We start from the raw sequence: 16233 nt of genomic DNA, 5'->3' as shown, positions 1-16233 counted from the left end.
GCAGGCCGGGAGACGTGGCCACCCGGCCGGTCCGGCCGCCCGGCTGATCCGGTCCCGCAGCCGAACCTGCGGGGCCGGCCCGTGTCCGGGCCCGGGGACGAGCGTTGAACGGGAGCCGCTCCGGCTGCGCTGCGGGCGGCCGCGCCCGTAGGGTGCGGAGGTCAGCCGCACCCACCGGAAGGCAGCCACCGCCGTGGAGCAGAGCACCGCACCCGTCCTGACCGGTGTCCGCAACTTCCGGGACGTCGGCGGGCTGCCGGCCGCCGACGGGCGGGCCGTCCGGTACGGCCTGCTGTTCCGCAGCGGGCATCTGGCGCACGCGACCCCCGAGGACGTGGCGGCGCTGGCCGGGCTCGGCCTGCGCTCCGTCATCGACCTGCGCGGGACGGCCGACCTCCGGGCGGAGCGCAGGGACGTCCCCGTCCCGGGCAGCACCCACCGGTCGATCGCCCTCACCGACCCGGCCGCCGGCGCGAAGTTCCACGGCCTGCTGCGGGAGGGCGACCTGGCCACCCTGCGGTCCTCGCTCGGCGACGGCGGCGGTGAGGCCCGGATGATCGCCGCCTACCGCGACCGGGTGGTGACCCGGACCGGGGAACACGCACTGATCCTCCGCTTGCTGGCCGAGCCGGACGGGCTGCCCGCGCTCGTCCACTGCTCGGCCGGCAAGGACCGCGCGGGGTGGGCCATCGCCGTCGTCCTGCTGGCGCTGGGCGTCCCGGAGGAGGCGATCCTGGCAGACTACCTGGCCAGCAACGGCCCGGCCCAGGCCTACCGCTTCCGGCGGGCCGACGGCACCGTCCCCGAGCCCGGATCGGAGCTGTGGACCTTGCTGCGCCCGGTCTTCGAGGCCCGTCCCGAGTACCTGCGGGCCGCCTGGGACTCGGTGCGCGAGCACTGGAGCAGCCCCGAGGCCTACCTGCGGGAGGGCCTCGGCCTCACCGCGGAGGGCCGGGGACGGCTGCGGGAGCTGCTGCTCACCGAAGGGGCCCCCGAGGCCTGATCAGCGCGCCCGCAGCGGGCCCGCGAACGACTTGCGCAGCGACGACGGGGCGACCGCGGGGAGCAGCGAAGCCAGGATCTTGCCCTTCAAGGTGCCCGGCTCCCTCGTCAGCCGGACGTCGACGCGGGTCCCGTCGCCCTCGGGGGTCATCCGGAACACCCACCCTCCCCCGGGCCCGAAGATCTTGGAGTCCAGGGTGGTGATGGTGACCTCGTGGCCCCCGGGCACCCACTCGTAGCGGGCACGTTCCCAGGCGGCGGCGGTGCCCTCGGTCACCTCGGCCCAGCCCTCGCCGAGGCCGTGCACCTCGAAGTGGTCCGCGTCGATGGTGGGCCAGGCCTCGGCCCTGGCCGGGCCGAAGTCGGTGAGGACCTCCAGCACGGCGGCCGGGCTCAGCGAGGAGAGGAGATGGAAGTTCACGACGGTCACGGGTGTCTCCAGGTACGTGGGCACGCGTCGGACCATGCGGGGCGACGCGAGGGTTGAGATCTGTCCGCGGGCGGCTTCCGCCCGGCCGCACCCACTCTGGTCACCCCCCGCGGCGGCCGCATCCGTCAGTTGACCGCAGACGGCGGTTGAGTCATGGGGTCGTCGTCGCCGGTGTATCGCGGAGACCGATCCGCGCCGGGCGCCTCCCCCGGGGCGCCGCCGCAGCGAGCGCCTCCTCGCGGGGCGCCGCCGCGGCGGGCTCGGGCCGCTCCTCCGTTCCACCGGAGGACGGCCGAGGTGACGGGTGCACACGTGTGGACCGGCGTCGTCGGCCGGGTGACCGTCATCTGACGGATTCGCGGCGGCCGGCCCGGCGCGAGAGTGACCGTGCCCAAGTACGCCGGCTCCGGCGGGTGCCCGGGCCGGGCGCCCGGCCACCCGGGCCGTCCACCGCCAGTGCCTCCGGAGGATCCGTGACCACCGCACCGCCCCGCCCCGCCACCACACCCGCGAGCCCCACCGCGACCACGACCCCGACCACGACCGGCAGAAGTGCCGGACACGCCCCTCTTCGAACCCCGGCCCCGGCCGGACCGGCCGCCCCACGGGACCGCCCGCGATCGTCGGCCTCCCCGGGCGGGGTGCCCGGGGCCGCACCCGTCGGCCGCCGTCCGAGCGGCCCGCGCCTGGGCGGCGACCGGCGGAACGCCGGGGACGCTCCGCCGGTCGTGCCCACGCTGGAGATGTGGGCCTGGCAGGGTTCGGCCGCCTGCCGGGGCATGGACAGCGCCGTGTTCTTCGCGCCGCCCGACGAACGGAGTGAGGCCCGGCAGGGCCGTGTGGAGGCCGCCCGCCGGGTCTGCGCGCGGTGCCCGGTGCGCGACGCCTGCGCCGACTTCGCCCTGCGGACCCGGGAGACCCACGGGGTGTGGGGCGGCCTGACCGAGCGGGAACGTGCCCCGCGGCGGCGCTGAGGGACGGGTCTGCGCGGTCCGTGGCCCGGCGTCCGGTCCGCCCGCCCCTGCGAGGCCGGGGCGGAGCGGACGAGGCGTCAGGCGGACGGCTCGCCGACGCCTTCGGTGACCAGCGCGTCCCGGAGCGCGACGCGGGAGGCGATCCCCAGCTTCGGATAGATCTGGTAGAGGTGGGCGCCGACCGTCCGGTGGGAGATGAAGAGGCGTTCGGCGATCTGCTTGTTCGTCAGGCCCGTGGCCGCCAGCTCGGCGATCTCCCGCTCCTGCGGGGTGAGCGCGCCGACGCCCCGGCCGTCCGGGAGCGCCACCGGTTCGCCCGCGGCCCGGAGCTCCTTGCGGGCGCGCTCGGCCCACGGGGCCGCGCCCAGGCGCTCGAAGGTCCGCAGGGCCGCCGAGAGCGGAGCCCTGGCGTCCGAGACGGCCCGGGCCCGGCGCAGCCGCTCGCCCTGGGCCAGGCGTACCCGGGCCAGGTCGAAGGGCCACTTCTCGACGTCCGGCGCGCCGACCGCCCGCGCGAAGAGGCGGGCCGCGTGCTGGTCGTCCGGTTCGGCGACCGCCTCCGCGCCGGCGGCCAGCAGCGCGAGGCGGGGCGACAGGGCGGCGGCGTTCGTCCCCCGCAGCGCCCGGACGTGCGCCGCCGCCGCGTCCTGCCGGTCGGTGCGCACGGCCGATTCCACCAGGTCGAAGAAGACCCACAGGGCGTGCGGGGTGCGGGGGGCGAAGCGGCCGGCGGGGCTGACGGCGTCGGCGTGGCCGAAGGCCCGGTCGAAGTCCCCCTCCGCGATGTCGGCCAGCAGGTGCACCTGGCGGGCGCAGTCCGTGCTCATCCGCACCCCGCGCGGCGCGGCCCAGTCGGTCATGGCGGTGGCCAGGGCGCGGGCCGGCCCGGCGTCGCCCCGGGAGGCGAGGACGAGGCCCTTGGTGAACTGGAAGAACCAGGTGCAGACGCTGTAGCCGGAGTCCGCGCAGAGGGCGAGGCCCTCGTCGGACAGTTCCACAGCCTCCTGCCACCTGCCGCACAGGTAGTCGTCGAGGCAGAGGTGGAGGAGGGCGCCGATGTGGCGGCGCACCGGTCCGCCCTCGCGGCCCTGCCGGACCACCCGCCAGGACGCCTCGCGCAGGGCCGACAGCCGGTCCGGGTAGATCGCCGCGGCCCCGATGCGGACGATCTCGGCGAGTTCGGTCCGGGCGGTGACGCCGTCGATGATCTCGTCGAGCCGGCGCAGCGTCGCCCCGTCGGCGTTCAGGGGGTCGGAGAAGGTCTGGGCCCCGATGCCGAGCAGGGGCGGGGCGGCGGGCCGCAGCCGGGACAGCGCCGCGTGGAACGGGGCCCACAGCTCCTCCTTGCCGCCGTAGCTGCACAGGAGCATGAGGAAGTGGAGGGTGTCGAGCAGCGCGGGGTCGTCGGCCCGGTAGCCGTGGCCGCCCGCCTCGACGGCGCCGACCAGCAGGCGGTGGGCGGTGGCCACGTCGCCGTCGCTGTTCAGCAGGAGCTGGACGGCGGCGCCGGCCGCCCGCAGGGAGACCCCGTGGCCGGGATCGGCCCGCCGGGCGTCCTCAAGGAGCGCCTCGGCGCTGCTCAGCGCTCCGACGGCCTCGGCCCCCACGTAGGCCGCCTCGGCGAGGCGGCGGGCGCGGTCGGTGCCGAGCGGGCTGAGGTCGGCGGCGCGGGTGAGCGCGGCGATGGCGGCCACCGCGTCGCCGCGCTCCAGGATGTGGCCGGCCGCGTGCTCCAGCAGGACGGCGACCTCCTCGTCGGGCCGGAGGGTGGCTTCCCCCAGGTGCCAGGCGCGCTGCACCGGCCGGTGTTCCAGCACGCGGGCGAGGGCGCGGTGGGCGGCGCGCAGGCGGCTGCTGGTGGCGGCCTCGACGACCGCCGAGCGGACCAGGGGGTGGCGGAACAGCAGGCGGTGGGAGCCGCTGTCGACCAGGACGAGCTGGTCGCCCTCCGCCGGGCCCAGGTCCTCCAGCCCGGCGCCGGCGTCGCTCTCGCGGGCCGCCGCGGACAGCACGGCGAGGTCGCCGGTGCCGTCGAGGGCGGCCAGGAGCAGCAGGTCGCGGGTGGCGGCGGGCAGGTCGCGGACGCGGGTGAGGAAGAGGGACCGGAGGCGTTCGCCCAGCGGCAGGATGGCGGGCGGGACGTCCCGGGAGCGCGGCTGGTCCTGGCGCAGGGCGTTGGGGAGTTCGAGCAGCGCCAGGGGGTTGCCCTGGGCGGTGTCGAGCAGGCGCCGGCGGACCGGACGTGCCAGTCCGGGGAACCGGGTGTCGACCAGGTGCGCCGCCGCCTCGGGGGCGAGCGGGGAGAGTTCGTGGGCCGGCAGGCCGGTGTGCTCGAAGAAGCCGCCGGCGCCGGTGCGGGCGGCTCCGAGGAAGCGGACGCGTGCGCCGGCCGTCCGGCGGGCGACGAATCCGAAGACGGCGGCGCTGGCACGGTCCACCCACGGCAGGTCGTCGACGACCAGCAGCACGGGGGCGTCGACGGCGGCCGCCCTGAGCAGGGACAGTGCGGCGTTGCAGACCACGAAGCGCTCCGGAGGGGCCCCGGCTCCCAGCCCGAGGGCGACGTCCAGGGCCTCCCGGTGGTGGCGGCCGAGCCGGTCGAAGACGTCCTGGAGCGGGAGGAGTGCCTGGTTCAGTGCCGCGTAGCTGATGTCGGCCTCGAACTCGACCCCCGCCGCGCGCAGGACCCGGGTGCCCGCGGCGGCGGCCGCTCCGGCCGCCGCCTCCAGGACGGCGGACTTGCCGATGCCGGGTTGACCGGACAGGAGCAGGGCGCCGCTCTCCCGGTCACGGGCGGGGCCGGCGGTGACGCGCGCCAGGTCGTGCTCCCGGCCGACCAACGGGCCGGCGGCGCCGGCGGGGTTCACCGGGGGCCGCCCTGCGGCCACGCCCGGCGGGGCCGGTGCCGGGACAGCGTCGGCCGGGAGGGGGCGGGGGCGGGCCGAGGTGCGTGTGCTGCCCGTTCTGCCACCGTGCGCCCCATCCGTCTCATCCGTCGTCGCGAGGGGCCAGTCTAGGGCGCGTCGCGGGGCCCGGCGGGCCTGGCCGGGGTCCTCCGGGCCAGGCCGGCGGGACACCGGCCGGCGGGACGCCTGCCGGCGGGACGCCTGCCGGCGGGACGCCTGCCGGCGGGACGCCTGCCGGGCGGCCGGTCGGGGCCCGACCGTCCGCCCCGCACGTCCGCCCCGCACGGGCGGCGCGTCCCTCAGGCCGCCCGCGACCGGACGCCGGCCTTCGCGGCCGGCCGGTCCCCGGCGGGCTCCCCGGCGGCCTGGCCGGCGGCGGTCGCCCGTCCCTGCTTGAGCAGCAGGGCGAGCACGGTGCCGGCCGCCAGGGCCGGGGCGATCCAGAGGAAGGCCCCACCGGTGGCGTGGGCGAACGCGGCCCTGGCGAGGTCCTGGGCGGCGGCCGGGAGCTGCGCGAGGGACTCCGGCCGCGAGGGGTCGAAGCCGCCGGTGCGCGGCAGGTCGCGGGTGCGGGTCGCGAAGTCCGCGGTGAGCAGGGCGCCGAAGACCGCGACCCCGAAGGCGGCGCCGATCGACCGGGCGAAGGTGACCACGGCGCTCGCCGCGCCGATGTCCGCCGCGGGGACGGAGTTCTGGACGGCGGTGAGCACGACCATCGGGACCATGCCGATGCCGATCCCGGTGATCAGGAAGTAGGCGCTCATGACGACGGTGCCGGTGGCCGCGCCGACGGTGGACAGCAGGAGCAGTCCGGCCAGGTTGACGACCAGTCCGGAGACCAGGATCAGCCGCAGGCGTCCGGCGTGCGCCGCCCAGCGCCCGGCGAGGGACTGGCTGAGGACGAGCCCGACGACCAGCGGCAGCATGTGCACGCCGGACAGGGTCGCCGAGACGCCGTCGACGATCTGCAGGTAGGTGGGCAGGTACACCAGGACGCTGAACATGGCGGCGTTGGCCGCGAAGCCGATCAGCGAGGAGAGCACGACCGTGCGGGAGGTGAGCATGGTGACCGGCAGGACGGGCGCGGCGGCGCGGCGCTCCAGCGGGACGAACAGGGCGGCGAGCGCGACGGTGGCGGCCGTCAGGCCGAGGATGGCGGGGGAGGTCCAGCCCCAGCGGCCCGCGAACGAGGTGACCAGCACCAGGCCGGTGGCGATGGCGGCGAGGACCAGGGCGCCGGCGTAGTCGACACGCGCCCTGGCGCCGCGGACGCCCGCGGGGAGTGCCCGGGCGGCGACGACGAGCGCCACGACGCCGATCGGCAGGTTGACCAGGAAGGCCCAGCGCCAGGAGAGCTGGTCGGTGAAGACCCCGCCGAGCAGCGGCCCGACGATGCTGGCGACGCCGTACACGGACCCGAACAGGCTCTGGTAGCGGCCGCGCCGTTCGGGCGCGACGATGTCGCCGACCAGCGCGAAGGTCAGGACGATCATGCCGCCGCCGCCCACGCCCTGCAGGACCCGGGCGCCGATCAGCTGCGGCAGGTCCTGGGCGAGACCGCAGGCCACGGACGCCGCGAGGAACACGGCGGTGGCGGCCAGGTAGAGCCGCTTGCGGCCGAACATGTCGCCGAGCTTGCCCCAGAGCGGGGTGACGGCGGTCGAGGCCAGCAGGTAGCCGGCGCTGACCCAGGCGATGTCGTCGAACCCGTCGAGGTCGGCGGCTATCCGGGGCAGCGCGGTGGAGACGATGGTCTGGTCGAGGGCGGCGAGCAGCACCGCGAGGACGAGGGCGCTCATCGCGGCGCCGACGCCGCGGGTTCCGGGCGCCTGGGCGGGGTGTTCCTTGGGCATGGCAGGTGATCCTGTCGGTCGGGGGCGCGCCGGGCCGCGGCTTGGCGGCCGGTACGGGTGGCAGGGACGGTGACGGCGGCGGGACGGGGGCGGCAGGGGCGGGGGTGATCTCCGCCGTACCGGGGGAGCCGCGGGACGGGGGCGGCGGCCGGGCTGCCGCCGCCGGCCCGCGGTTCGTGCCTCAGAGAGTGATCGTCTTGTACTCGGTGTAGGTGCCGAGGCCGACGGCCCCGTACTCGCGGCCGGTGCCGCTGGCCTTGAATCCGCCGAACGGGCCGTCGAAGCCGACGGACGCGCCGTTGACGGTCACCGTGCCGGTGCGGATGCGACGGGCGACCGCCAGCGCGTGCTCCGTACTGGCGGACCAGACGCCGCCCGACAGGCCGTACTCGGAGTCGTTGGCGATGCGGACGGCGTCGTCCTCGTCGTCGTAGGGGATGACCACCAGGACGGGGCCGAAGATCTCCTCCTGGGCGATGCGCATGGAGTTGTCGACGTCGGCGAAGAGGGTCGGGGTCACGTAGTAGCCGTCCTCCAGCCCTGCCGGGACCTCCGGGCCGCCGGTGACCAGGCGGGCGCCCTCCTCGACGCCGAGGGCGATGTACTGGCGGACGCGCTCCTGCTGGTCGCGGCGGATCATCGGCCCGATGAAGGTGCCGGGGTCGGTGGGATCGCCGACCTTGAGGGACTCGACGAGCTCCTTGAGCCCGGCGACGACCTCCTCGTAGCGGCTGCGCGGGGCCAGGATGCGGGTCTGTGCGATGCAGGACTCGCCGTTGTTGAGCAGGGAGGAGAACTTCAGGCCCTGGACGGCCTTGGCGATGTCCGCGTCGGGCAGGATGACGGCGGCGGACTTGCCGCCGAGTTCGAGGCTGACGCGCTTGAGCTGTTCACCGGCGATCGAGGCGATCCGCCGGCCGGCCTGGGTGGAGCCGGTGAAGGCGATCTTGTCGACGTCGGGGTGCGAGACCAGGTACTCGCTGGTCTCCCGGTCGGCGGGCAGGATGCTGAGCACTCCCCCGGGCAGCCCGACCTGTTCGAACAGGTCGGCGAGGAGCCCCATGCTCAGCGAGTTCTCCGGGGAGGCCTTCAGGACCACCGAGTTGCCCGCCAGCAGCGCCGGGATGATCTTGGCGGTGGCGGCGGAGAAGGGCGAGTTCCACGGGATCACCGCCGCCACCACGCCCACGGCCTCGCGGCGCACCACGCTCCGCACCGGCGAGGCCGGGTCCGAAGGGGTCAGGGTCTGCTCCCAACCGAACTCCTCCGCGGCCTTCAGGTAGGCGTTGGCCTGCCGGGTCAGGCCCGACTGGCCGGCCCGGGTGAACCAGCCCGCCGAGCCGTTCTCGGCCGCGATCAGCCGGGCGATCCGCTCGGCGTTCTTCTCCCGCAGCGCGTTGAAGTGCCGCAGCACCGCCACCCGCTCCTGCGGCGGGGTCTCCCGCCAGAGGCCCTCGTCGAAGGCGGCCCGGGCGGCGGCGACGGCACGGTCCACGTCGGCCGGCCGGGCCTGCGCGGCCCTGCCGATCACCGTCCCGTCGTGCGGGGACCGGATGTCCAGCGGTTCGGCGTCGCTCGGCCCGGTCCAGGCACCCGCGATGAAGAGCCGGTCGTAGATGATCATGTCCCTCTCCTGCACTCTCTCGTTTCTGTCACATCAATGTAGCACTTATTGCGGCAGTTGCGACGGTGCTGCCGGTCTTGTCCGGCCTTCCGTCGACCCTGCGGTACATCTGATGGCTCCACCCGGCCCGCCCGGCACGGGCCTCGACCGCACGGCCCGAACCGGGCGGGTGGGTGAGCGCCTTCTCTGGCGGCCCGGGGGCCCGGGACCGGCACGAGCCGACACCGGGGCGCTCCTTCCAGACACACGTGTCCCGGGCCCGATGACACACATGTGCCCCCGAGTACGTCTACGCTGAGTGGGTGGAAAGTGTGTCATCTGAGAATCCGTCCGACGTGGAACTCGTCCAGGACACCCGCAACGGCGAGATCGCCGCGCTCGGCGCACTGCTCGAACGGCACCGGGCCGGGATGCGCGCCGTGGCGATGAGCCTGCTGGGCAATTCCCCCGACGCGGACGACGCCGTCCAGGACGCCTCGCTGATCGCGCTGCGGCGGATCGGCGACCTGCGGCAACCCGACTCCGTCGGCCCGTGGTTGCGGGCGGTCGTCCGCAACATCTGCAGGACGCGGCTTCGTTCGGCGCCCCACCCGGTGCCGTTGGCCGACCTGCCCGGCCTGCCCGACCCGGCCGGCCTGGCCGGGCTCACGGCGGGAGCCGGCCCCGAACAGGTCATCGACCGGCACGCGATGCAGGACTGGCTGTGGTGCGCGATCGACGAGCTGTCCCCGGTGCTGCGCACCACGGTGATGCTGCGGCACTTCAGTCCCCGCACCCCCTCCTACCAGGAGATGGCCACGCTGTACGGAGTGCCCGTGGGCACCGTCCGCAGCAGGCTCAACGAGGCCAGGAGCAGGCTGGTGACGGCGATGGCGGCGACCGCCGAAGCGGCGCACCCCGACGTCCGCGCCCTGTCCAGGGAGAGCGCCGAGGCGGCGGCGGAGACCTTGGCCGCGGCCGAGCAGGGACGTCTCGCCGAGCTCGCGGCCGAGCGGTGGACCGCGGACGTCGGCTACTACGCGGGCCGGCGGCGGGTGGGCGGCCGGGACTTCCTGATCCGGGGCATGGCCGACGACCTGGAGGCCGGGGTACGCCAGCGCTTCGTGAGCGCCGTCGCCGGCCGGGACACCGTCATCTGGGAGATGGACCTGGTCAACCCCCCGGACCACCCGGACCACTGCCCGCCGGCCGTCGCGTGGCTGATGTCCATGAAGGGCGCCCGGATGCACCAGCTGCGGCTCTTCCACGCGCCCCGCCCGTGACCGCGGCAGGTGTGCCGGCAGCGTGACACGTATCACTGCCCTCCCCGTCGAACTTCGCCCGGGACCTGACGTCTTGCAGGTGTTCGCAGCAGTGCACGCCCATGGAGGAACCCGATGACGAACCAACCGTCCGACCTGCTGTCCCCCGGTGCCCACGAAGTCCTGCTGGACGGCCTGACGCAGCGCTACCACGTGTACGGGTCGGGGCCGGTCTGCCTGGCCGTGCCCGGCGGGCCGGGGGTGACCTGGGACTACCTCCGGGCACCCGGCCTGGAGGAGTTCCTGACCATGGTCTACGTCGAACCGCTGGGCACCGGCGGTTCGCAGCGCCTGCCGTCGCACCCGGACGGCTACACCCGCGAGCGCTCCGCACGCAGCCTGGTCAGCCTGATCGACCGGCTGGCGGTGCCGCCGGTGTTCCTGCTGGGGCACTCCCACGGGGGCTTCGTCGCACAGTACTTCGCGCTGCGCCACCCCGACCGGCTGCGCGGTCTGGTGCTGTACGAGAGCGCACCGGTGACGGGCGCGGAGCACATGGCCGAGGCCGGTGCCCGGGTCCAGGAGTTCGCGGCCCGCAACGCGGGGCGGCCCGGACTGCCCTCGGCGCTGAACGGACTCCGGACGGTCGGCAGCCTCACCGACGACGAGAAGATCACCGACGCGCTGCGGGCCCTGATGCCGGTCTACTTCGCCCACTACTGGGACCGTGAGGACGAGTTCCGCGACCTGCGCGCCCAGGTCACCTGCAGCTACATCTCCGCCCTGGACGAGAACGGCGAACCCGACGTCATCGACGACCGGGAGCGGCTCACCCGCTCGGCGTTCCCACCCTCGTCCTGGCCGGCCGGTACGACGTCATCTGCGGACCGCGGTGGGCGGAGGAACTCCACGCGCTGATCCCGCACTCCCGGCTGACGGTGCTGGAGGAGAGCGGGCACTTCGGCCACCTGGAGCAGCCGGACGTCTTCACGGCCGCGGTACGGGCGTTCGTCCGGTCGGCCGCCGCGTAGGCAGCCTGCCCCCGGCCTTCCCGCACGCGGCGGGAAGGCCGGGCGGCGGGTCGCGTTCATGCGCCGGCCCGGACGGTGCAGTCGGGCCGGCGCGAGGTGGAGACGGTCCGGACGGCGACCGCGACGATCGCGCGGGCCTGGACGATGGCACGGGCCTCGACGATCGCGCGGGCCTGACCGGGAGAACCTGCGGTGACGAACGGGATCCTGGGCACGGGGGTGTTCCTCTCAGCAGCCGGCGGAAGGTCTCGGGGCGCGGGCGCCGTCACTCGTCGGCCTGCGCACGACGTGGAGCCGGGTCCGCCGACCGGGAGCGGCGCCGCCGGCGGTCGCGACCGGGACCGCGTCCCATCCGCGGTGGGGGCCGAACTGCCCTGTCGCTCCTCCAGGATGGAGCCGGGGCACCACGCGCACATCCGTCGGATGACTGACCGGTCCGCACACCCGCCGCCGCCGGTCAAACGACGTATGCCCGGCGCGGGGTGAGCGGCGGGAGCCCAGCCGCGCCGGACGCGAGGGTCCGCACGCGCGCGGTGCCGGCGGCCGTCCGCAGCGTGCCGGCCCACCTCCGCGAACGCCCGCGTTCGCCCGGGGCGGCAACGGCCCGCCCGGTCGAACCCGGTCGAACCCGGGCGCGACGAGCGGGAGCGGCCCGGCCAGGCCAGGCCGGCCGGCCGGCCGGCCGGCCGTCAGTCAGTCAGTCCTCCGTCGGCCGGGGGCCGTCGTCGAGCAGCCCCGCGATGAATCCGTCCCAGTCCAGGGACTCGCCCTCGGCCTGCGCCGACACGATCTCGTAGGTCGCTTCGACCCAGTTCAGCAGGGCCGGCACCGGCAGCTCCAGCACGGCGCTGGAGCGCTGCGACGCCAGCAGGAGGAAGGCGGCCGTGCCCTCCTGGCCCGGAGCGGGCCACACCTGCACATGGCCTTCGCCGCTCTCCTCGAACAATCCCTGGTGAAGCAGCTCCCGGCCGATCCGCCACACGACGCCCGGCCCGCGGGCCGGCGCGAGGGTCACGGAGACGATCATGGGAGTGGCCGGGTCGAAGCGGAACTCCGCCCGGACGGGCCGCCAGGCGTAGCCGTCCAGCACCCGCTTGACCAGCAGGTTCAGCACCGGCACGTCCCGGGGCCCGGTGCGGCGCTCCCGCAGCCCGTACTGTTCGCCGTCCATGGCGGGTTCCCCTTCTGCAGAGCGACTTCGTCAGCCCTGACTGTTGCTCACCGGAACGGCGCGCGACATCGGTCACTTGACCATGAGCCCGCATAGGTCATACCCGGGCGGCCCCTGCGGTTCTGCCCTGCCGTTCCCTGCCCTGCCCTGCCGTTCCCTGCCCTGCCCTCGGCCCCTGAGCCTCCGTGGGCATCCCGGCGGGGCTCCGGTGCTCCGGGCCGCAGGGCATCCGGCGGCCCACCCGGCCCTCGGGAGAGACGGTGCCCGCGCCCGACCGTCAACTGACTGATGGCGCGACCCCGCCCGGGCGGAAGAGTGAGGTGCGCCGGGCCGGTGGACCGGCCTGCCGCCGGGTCCGCCCCGGGGCCCCGTACGCCAGGCGGGGCACGGATCGGGCGCTGCCCGTCGCACCCGGGACGGTCCCGGGAACACCTGCCCCCGTACCAAGGGCACCCCCGCATCACACGAAAGGCATCACATGATCGACAGGCGTAGCTTCAACAAGGCTCTGGGACTGGGCGCCGGCGCGGCCGCCGCCTCGCTGACCGGTCTGCAAGGGGTCGCCGACGCCGCGCCCCTCCCGGGCCGCCCCGGAAAGGCCCCGGTCGTGCCGACCGTGGCGCCGGGCACCCACACGACCTTCCCGCCCCTGAAGCAGATCGAAGCCGGGCTGCTGAACGTCGGCTACGCCGAACTCGGGCCCGCCCGCGGCCCGGTGGTCCTCTGCCTGCACGGCTGGCCGTACGACATCCACAGCTTCGTCGACGTGGCCCCGCTGCTCGCCGGCCTCGGGTACCGCGTGATCGTGCCCTACCTGCGCGGACACGGCACCACCACCTTCCTGTCGCCCCGGACCTTCCGCAACGGCCAGCAGTCCGCCATCGCGCTGGACATCATCGCCCTGATGGACGCCCTGCGGATCGACAAGGCGGTGGTGGCCGGCTTCGACTGGGGCTCGCGGACCGGTGACATCCTGGCCGCCCTGTGGCCCGACCGGGTCAAGGCGCTGGTCTCGGTGAGCGGCTACCTCATCACCAACCGCGCGGCCCAGCTGGAGCCGATCGCCCCGGCCGGCGAGCACACCTGGTGGTACCAGTACTACTTCGCCACCGAGCGCGGCGAGAAGGCCATGCAGACCAAGAACCTCCGGCACGACCTGACCCGGCTGGTCTGGCAGTTGGTCTCCCCCACCTGGAACTTCGACGACGCGACCTTCGAGCGCACGGAGGCCGCCTTCGAGAACCCCGACTACGCGGCGATCGTGATCCACAACTACCGCTGGCGCCTCAGCGTCGCCGAGGGGGAACGCCGCTACGACCGCTACGAGGACCGGCTGGCCCAGAAGCCGACCATCGGCGTGCCGACCATCACCCTCGACCCGGCGCTGGACCCGTTCACCGCACCCGGCGACGGCTCCGCCTACCGCGCCATGTTCACCGGGGCCTACGAGCACCGCACGCTGGCCGGCATCGGCCACAACCTCCCCCAGGAGGCGCCGACGGCGTTCGCCCAGGCCGTCGTGGACGTCGACCACTTCTGACCCGGAACCACCGAGGGGCCCGGCCACGGCCGGGCCCCTCTTTTTCATGACTCCCCCGCCCGGGGGCGGGGCCGGGCGCCGATGCCCCAGGGAGACCGGGCACCACAGGTGACGTCCGGGCCGCACCCTGCCCGGCCTCGTCCGCCGGGCACGGTGGGGGCGACGCGCTTCGCCCCCGCCGTCGCTCAGCGCCCGGCGCCCAGAGGCACGTAGTCAGCCGTGCGAAGGCTCTCCAGAGCCTTCCGGAGCTGGTCCGGCGGTGCGGAGATCCGCCGGGAAGACCTCGGCCAGGTACTGCGCCTCCTCGGCCGGCATGACCGCGGTGCGGCCCTCCCTGAGGAGATCGCGCACGGTCCAGCCGTGGGCGGCCAGGAGGGCCGTCCGGGCGGTGGAGGCGTACTCCAGGTAGCGGGTGTTGCGCAGATGGCCGTTGACGTCCACACCGTCCCAGCGGACCTCGAAGGACTTCCGGAAAGCGGTGTCGGGCTGCTCGGTCATGGTGGTGCTCCTGGTCGAAGGGTGTGACGCCGCGGGACTTCCGGGCGTCGAAAGGCGGTACGGGCCCGGCCACGGAGCGGCACACGGCGCGGATCCGCGGGGCGGCCGAGGCCGGAGGGGCGGGTCAGTACACCTGGAGGTCCTCGTCGGGGACGAGGGTGAGCCCCCGCGCCGCCTCCACGTAGAGCCACACCAGCGTCAGGGTCAGCCCGAAGGCCGCCGTCCAGCAGGCGCGGGCCGGCACGCCCTGGGTGATCATCTCCTCGATCCGCCGCACGTGGATCGAGATGGCGGGCGTGGCCAGCAGGATCCCCGCCAGTGCGCAGAGGGCGCCGATCGCCCAGCCCTCCCCGCCGTGGAGGCCGAGGCTGCCGGGCCCGGCCACCCGGACGACGAGCCCGTCCGTGCCGGCGAGGAGGGCCGCTCCCAGCACGGCGGCGGCCGCGTACCCCCGGAAGCGCCGAGTCATCCGTATCAGGCGCAGCCCGTAGGCGATCAGGACGCCGGCCGACGCGGCCATCGTGCCCAGGACGACCTGGACGGCCGCGCCCGAGGAGGTCTGGCGGGCGACGGCGCCCGAGAGGAGGCCGAGGAACGCCCCCTCGAAGGCCGCGAACGCGAACGTCAGGCCCGGCGCGGGCGCCCTGCCGCGCCGCCGGGCCACCGTGAGCAGCACCGCCACCGCGCCGAGGAGGCCGGCCAGCGCGTACCCGGTACGGGCGTCGGCCGGTTGCCACCTCCAAGCGGCGCCTGCCGCGAGCACTGCCACGGCGAGGGCCGCGGCCGCCCGGCCCACCACGGCGTCGAAGGTCAGCAGCTGTCCTGCCGTCAGCGGTGGCAGGCCCAGCAGCGGTTGGCGGGCCCACGGGTCGGCGAAGCCGTCCCGGTCCGCCCCGACCGCGGGCTGCAACAGCAGGCCCCGGGCCACTGTCTTCTCACCGGTCCGGCGAGTGACGCCGTGCCGCGGAAGGACCGGATTGCTGCTCTTCAAGGTGCGCCGCTCGACGTCCGTCACGTCGGATCTCCTTGTCCTGGGACTCTGCGGGTGTGCGCGGGTCTCTGCCCCCGCGCGGGTGGGAGCGTGCCCGGGCGGATCCGCAGATGTGCGCGCCGGCACCGCCGGGGCGTTCCCGGGGCCCGACCGGACCGCCGGCCTCCCCGCGGATCGCGGGAGCGTGTCCGGCTCCCAGCATGACACGTGTGAACACTTCCCGGTGGCGTCCCGCACACCTGTGGCACCGGCCGGGCCGTCGGGAGCTGGTCGGGCCGGGCCGGACACCCACACGTCTCACCGTGCGGCGACCCCGGTCACCCGCGGGGTCCAGCGGACGCGGGTCGGCTGTCGTCGCAGGCCTGGGCCGTGTCCGACAATTCCCGCCGGGCGCGCGACGCCGGGCATCCGCCCCCAGCCTTCGGCCGGGAGGTACCCCCAGTGGACGCACGCCCGAATCGCCCGAGTACGGCCAAGTACGAGGACGATGCGGGCGCACGCCCAGCCGGGCGCGGATCGGGGGTCCCTCCCGGCCGGAGGCTGGGGGAGCCGCGCGCTGATCCGCCGCGAATTGTCAGACACGGCCTAGGAGTCCGTCTCCGAGCGGAGCGCCAGTTCCTGGAGGACGTCGAGCGCGGTGACGTCGGTGCGTCCGCTGTCGTGCACCTCGGCCAGTTCCCAGAACGCGATGGCGAACGCGGTGGTGAGCTGCATGATGCGGCCGCCCAGCTCCTCGCTCAGGATCGCGCTGATCTCCTCCGCGGAGGCGTCGCCGGGGATGGTCACCTGCGGCATCACGTCGTTGAGCAGCTGCATCACGACGCCCGGGCCCTCTGCCGCGGCGTCCTCCGGTACGCCGTCCGGCTCGTGCAGCCACTCGCCCGCCTGGGTGAGAATGCCGATGACGCGCTTCAGTACCTCGCCCTGTTCCATGCCCCAGAGGATCTCATTCCGGGACGCCCGCCCGGCGTG

At 75.2% G+C, this 16233-nt stretch carries 15 protein-coding genes; 6 read left to right on the top strand and 9 right to left on the bottom strand.

The window, feature by feature from the left end:
• Positions 1-193: 193 nt before the first annotated feature.
• On the top strand, positions 194-1003 hold the full coding sequence (locus tag IE329_RS00510) for a tyrosine-protein phosphatase (protein ID WP_190208712.1): 810 nt from the start codon (positions 194-196) through the stop codon (positions 1001-1003).
• On the opposite strand, the gene IE329_RS00505 is transcribed toward IE329_RS00510, so the two are convergent.
• A complete protein-coding gene (locus IE329_RS00505) occupies positions 1004-1432 on the bottom strand; it encodes an SRPBCC family protein (protein WP_190208995.1) in 429 nt (142 codons plus the stop codon). It abuts the gene before it with no gap.
• 728 nt (positions 1433-2160) lie between these two features.
• Between IE329_RS00505 and IE329_RS00500 the strand changes: the two genes are divergently transcribed.
• Positions 2161-2406, top strand: coding sequence for a WhiB family transcriptional regulator (locus tag IE329_RS00500; RefSeq protein ID WP_229927051.1), 246 nt, complete (start codon positions 2161-2163; stop codon positions 2404-2406).
• Positions 2407-2483: 77 nt separating this feature from the next.
• Here the strand turns inward: IE329_RS00500 and IE329_RS00495 are convergent, their stop codons facing one another.
• From IE329_RS00495 to IE329_RS00485, 3 genes are all read right to left on the bottom strand, one after another.
• Positions 2484-5273 carry a helix-turn-helix transcriptional regulator gene (locus tag IE329_RS00495; RefSeq protein ID WP_190208711.1) on the bottom strand — a complete coding sequence of 930 codons (2790 nt, stop codon included), beginning with the start codon at positions 5271-5273 and terminating at the stop codon, positions 2484-2486.
• 338 nt (positions 5274-5611) lie between these two features.
• Entirely contained in the window at positions 5612-7165 is a 1554-nt protein-coding gene (locus IE329_RS00490; protein WP_229927050.1) for an MDR family MFS transporter, read from the bottom strand.
• A gap of 181 nt (positions 7166-7346) precedes the next feature.
• Positions 7347-8789 (bottom strand): aldehyde dehydrogenase, encoded by a 1443-nt coding sequence (locus IE329_RS00485; RefSeq protein ID WP_190208710.1) that lies wholly within the window; start codon positions 8787-8789, stop codon positions 7347-7349.
• A gap of 311 nt (positions 8790-9100) precedes the next feature.
• On the opposite strand from IE329_RS00485, the gene IE329_RS00480 reads away from it, so the two are divergent.
• The 3 genes from IE329_RS00480 to IE329_RS41770 all read left to right on the top strand — a co-directional run bounded on the left by IE329_RS00480 (position 9101) and on the right by IE329_RS41770 (position 11061).
• Complete coding sequence (locus IE329_RS00480) at positions 9101-10051, top strand: RNA polymerase sigma factor (RefSeq protein ID WP_229927049.1); 951 nt, start codon at positions 9101-9103, stop codon at positions 10049-10051.
• A 114-nt stretch (positions 10052-10165) separates the two neighbouring features.
• On the top strand, positions 10166-10948 hold the full coding sequence (locus IE329_RS00475; RefSeq protein WP_308438319.1) for an alpha/beta fold hydrolase: 783 nt from the start codon (positions 10166-10168) through the stop codon (positions 10946-10948).
• Positions 10888-11061 (top strand): alpha/beta fold hydrolase, encoded by a 174-nt coding sequence (locus tag IE329_RS41770; protein WP_308438321.1) that lies wholly within the window; start codon positions 10888-10890, stop codon positions 11059-11061. The genes IE329_RS00475 and IE329_RS41770 overlap by 61 nt, the downstream gene beginning before the upstream one ends.
• Positions 11062-11117: 56 nt before the next feature.
• Here IE329_RS41770 and IE329_RS00470 read toward each other — a convergent pair whose 3' ends face one another.
• Together IE329_RS00470 and IE329_RS00465 are read right to left on the bottom strand one after the other, a co-directional pair.
• The gene (locus tag IE329_RS00470; RefSeq protein ID WP_190208709.1) at positions 11118-11276 is read right to left on the bottom strand and encodes a hypothetical protein; all 159 of its coding nucleotides are present in this window, start codon (positions 11274-11276) and stop codon (positions 11118-11120) included.
• Between the two features lie 482 nt (positions 11277-11758).
• On the bottom strand, positions 11759-12232 hold the full coding sequence (locus IE329_RS00465; RefSeq protein WP_190208708.1) for an SsgA family sporulation/cell division regulator: 474 nt from the start codon (positions 12230-12232) through the stop codon (positions 11759-11761).
• Between the two features lie 478 nt (positions 12233-12710).
• Between IE329_RS00465 and IE329_RS00460 the strand changes: the two genes are divergently transcribed.
• Positions 12711-13772 (top strand): alpha/beta fold hydrolase, encoded by a 1062-nt coding sequence (locus IE329_RS00460; protein WP_190208707.1) that lies wholly within the window; start codon positions 12711-12713, stop codon positions 13770-13772.
• Between the two features lie 213 nt (positions 13773-13985).
• Here the strand turns inward: IE329_RS00460 and IE329_RS00455 are convergent, their stop codons facing one another.
• The 3 genes from IE329_RS00455 to IE329_RS00445 form a co-directional block, all read right to left on the bottom strand.
• Positions 13986-14270: an acyl-CoA thioesterase gene (locus IE329_RS00455; protein ID WP_190208706.1), complete on the bottom strand. Its 285-nt coding sequence runs from the start codon at positions 14268-14270 to the stop codon at positions 13986-13988.
• Positions 14271-14394: 124 nt separating this feature from the next.
• The gene (locus IE329_RS00450; protein ID WP_190208705.1) at positions 14395-15285 is read right to left on the bottom strand and encodes a Bax inhibitor-1/YccA family membrane protein; all 891 of its coding nucleotides are present in this window, start codon (positions 15283-15285) and stop codon (positions 14395-14397) included.
• A gap of 561 nt (positions 15286-15846) precedes the next feature.
• Positions 15847-16194, bottom strand: coding sequence for a hypothetical protein (locus tag IE329_RS00445; RefSeq protein ID WP_229927048.1), 348 nt, complete (start codon positions 16192-16194; stop codon positions 15847-15849).
• Positions 16195-16233 lie beyond the last annotated feature (39 nt).

The organism is Kitasatospora indigofera (assembly GCF_014655955.1).
In the GTDB taxonomy this organism is placed as follows: Bacteria; Actinomycetota; Actinomycetes; order Streptomycetales; family Streptomycetaceae; genus Kitasatospora; species Kitasatospora indigofera.
This window is presented reverse-complemented; position numbering and strand designations above follow the sequence as displayed.

Excerpts from the sequence above, each read along its gene's own strand:
- IE329_RS00485 (WP_190208710.1), bottom strand. The coding sequence starts at position 8,789 with ATGATCATCTACGACCGGCTCTTCATCGCGGGTGCCTGGACCGGGCCG.
- IE329_RS00475 (WP_308438319.1), top strand. The coding sequence starts at position 10,166 with ATGACGAACCAACCGTCCGACCTGCTGTCCCCCGGTGCCCACGAAGTC.
- IE329_RS00490 (WP_229927050.1), bottom strand. The coding sequence starts at position 7,165 with ATGCCCAAGGAACACCCCGCCCAGGCGCCCGGAACCCGCGGCGTCGGC.
- IE329_RS00465 (WP_190208708.1), bottom strand. The coding sequence starts at position 12,232 with ATGGACGGCGAACAGTACGGGCTGCGGGAGCGCCGCACCGGGCCCCGG.
- IE329_RS00445 (WP_229927048.1), bottom strand. The coding sequence starts at position 16,194 with ATGGAACAGGGCGAGGTACTGAAGCGCGTCATCGGCATTCTCACCCAG.
- IE329_RS00460 (WP_190208707.1), top strand. The coding sequence starts at position 12,711 with ATGATCGACAGGCGTAGCTTCAACAAGGCTCTGGGACTGGGCGCCGGC.
- IE329_RS00455 (WP_190208706.1), bottom strand. The coding sequence starts at position 14,270 with ATGACCGAGCAGCCCGACACCGCTTTCCGGAAGTCCTTCGAGGTCCGC.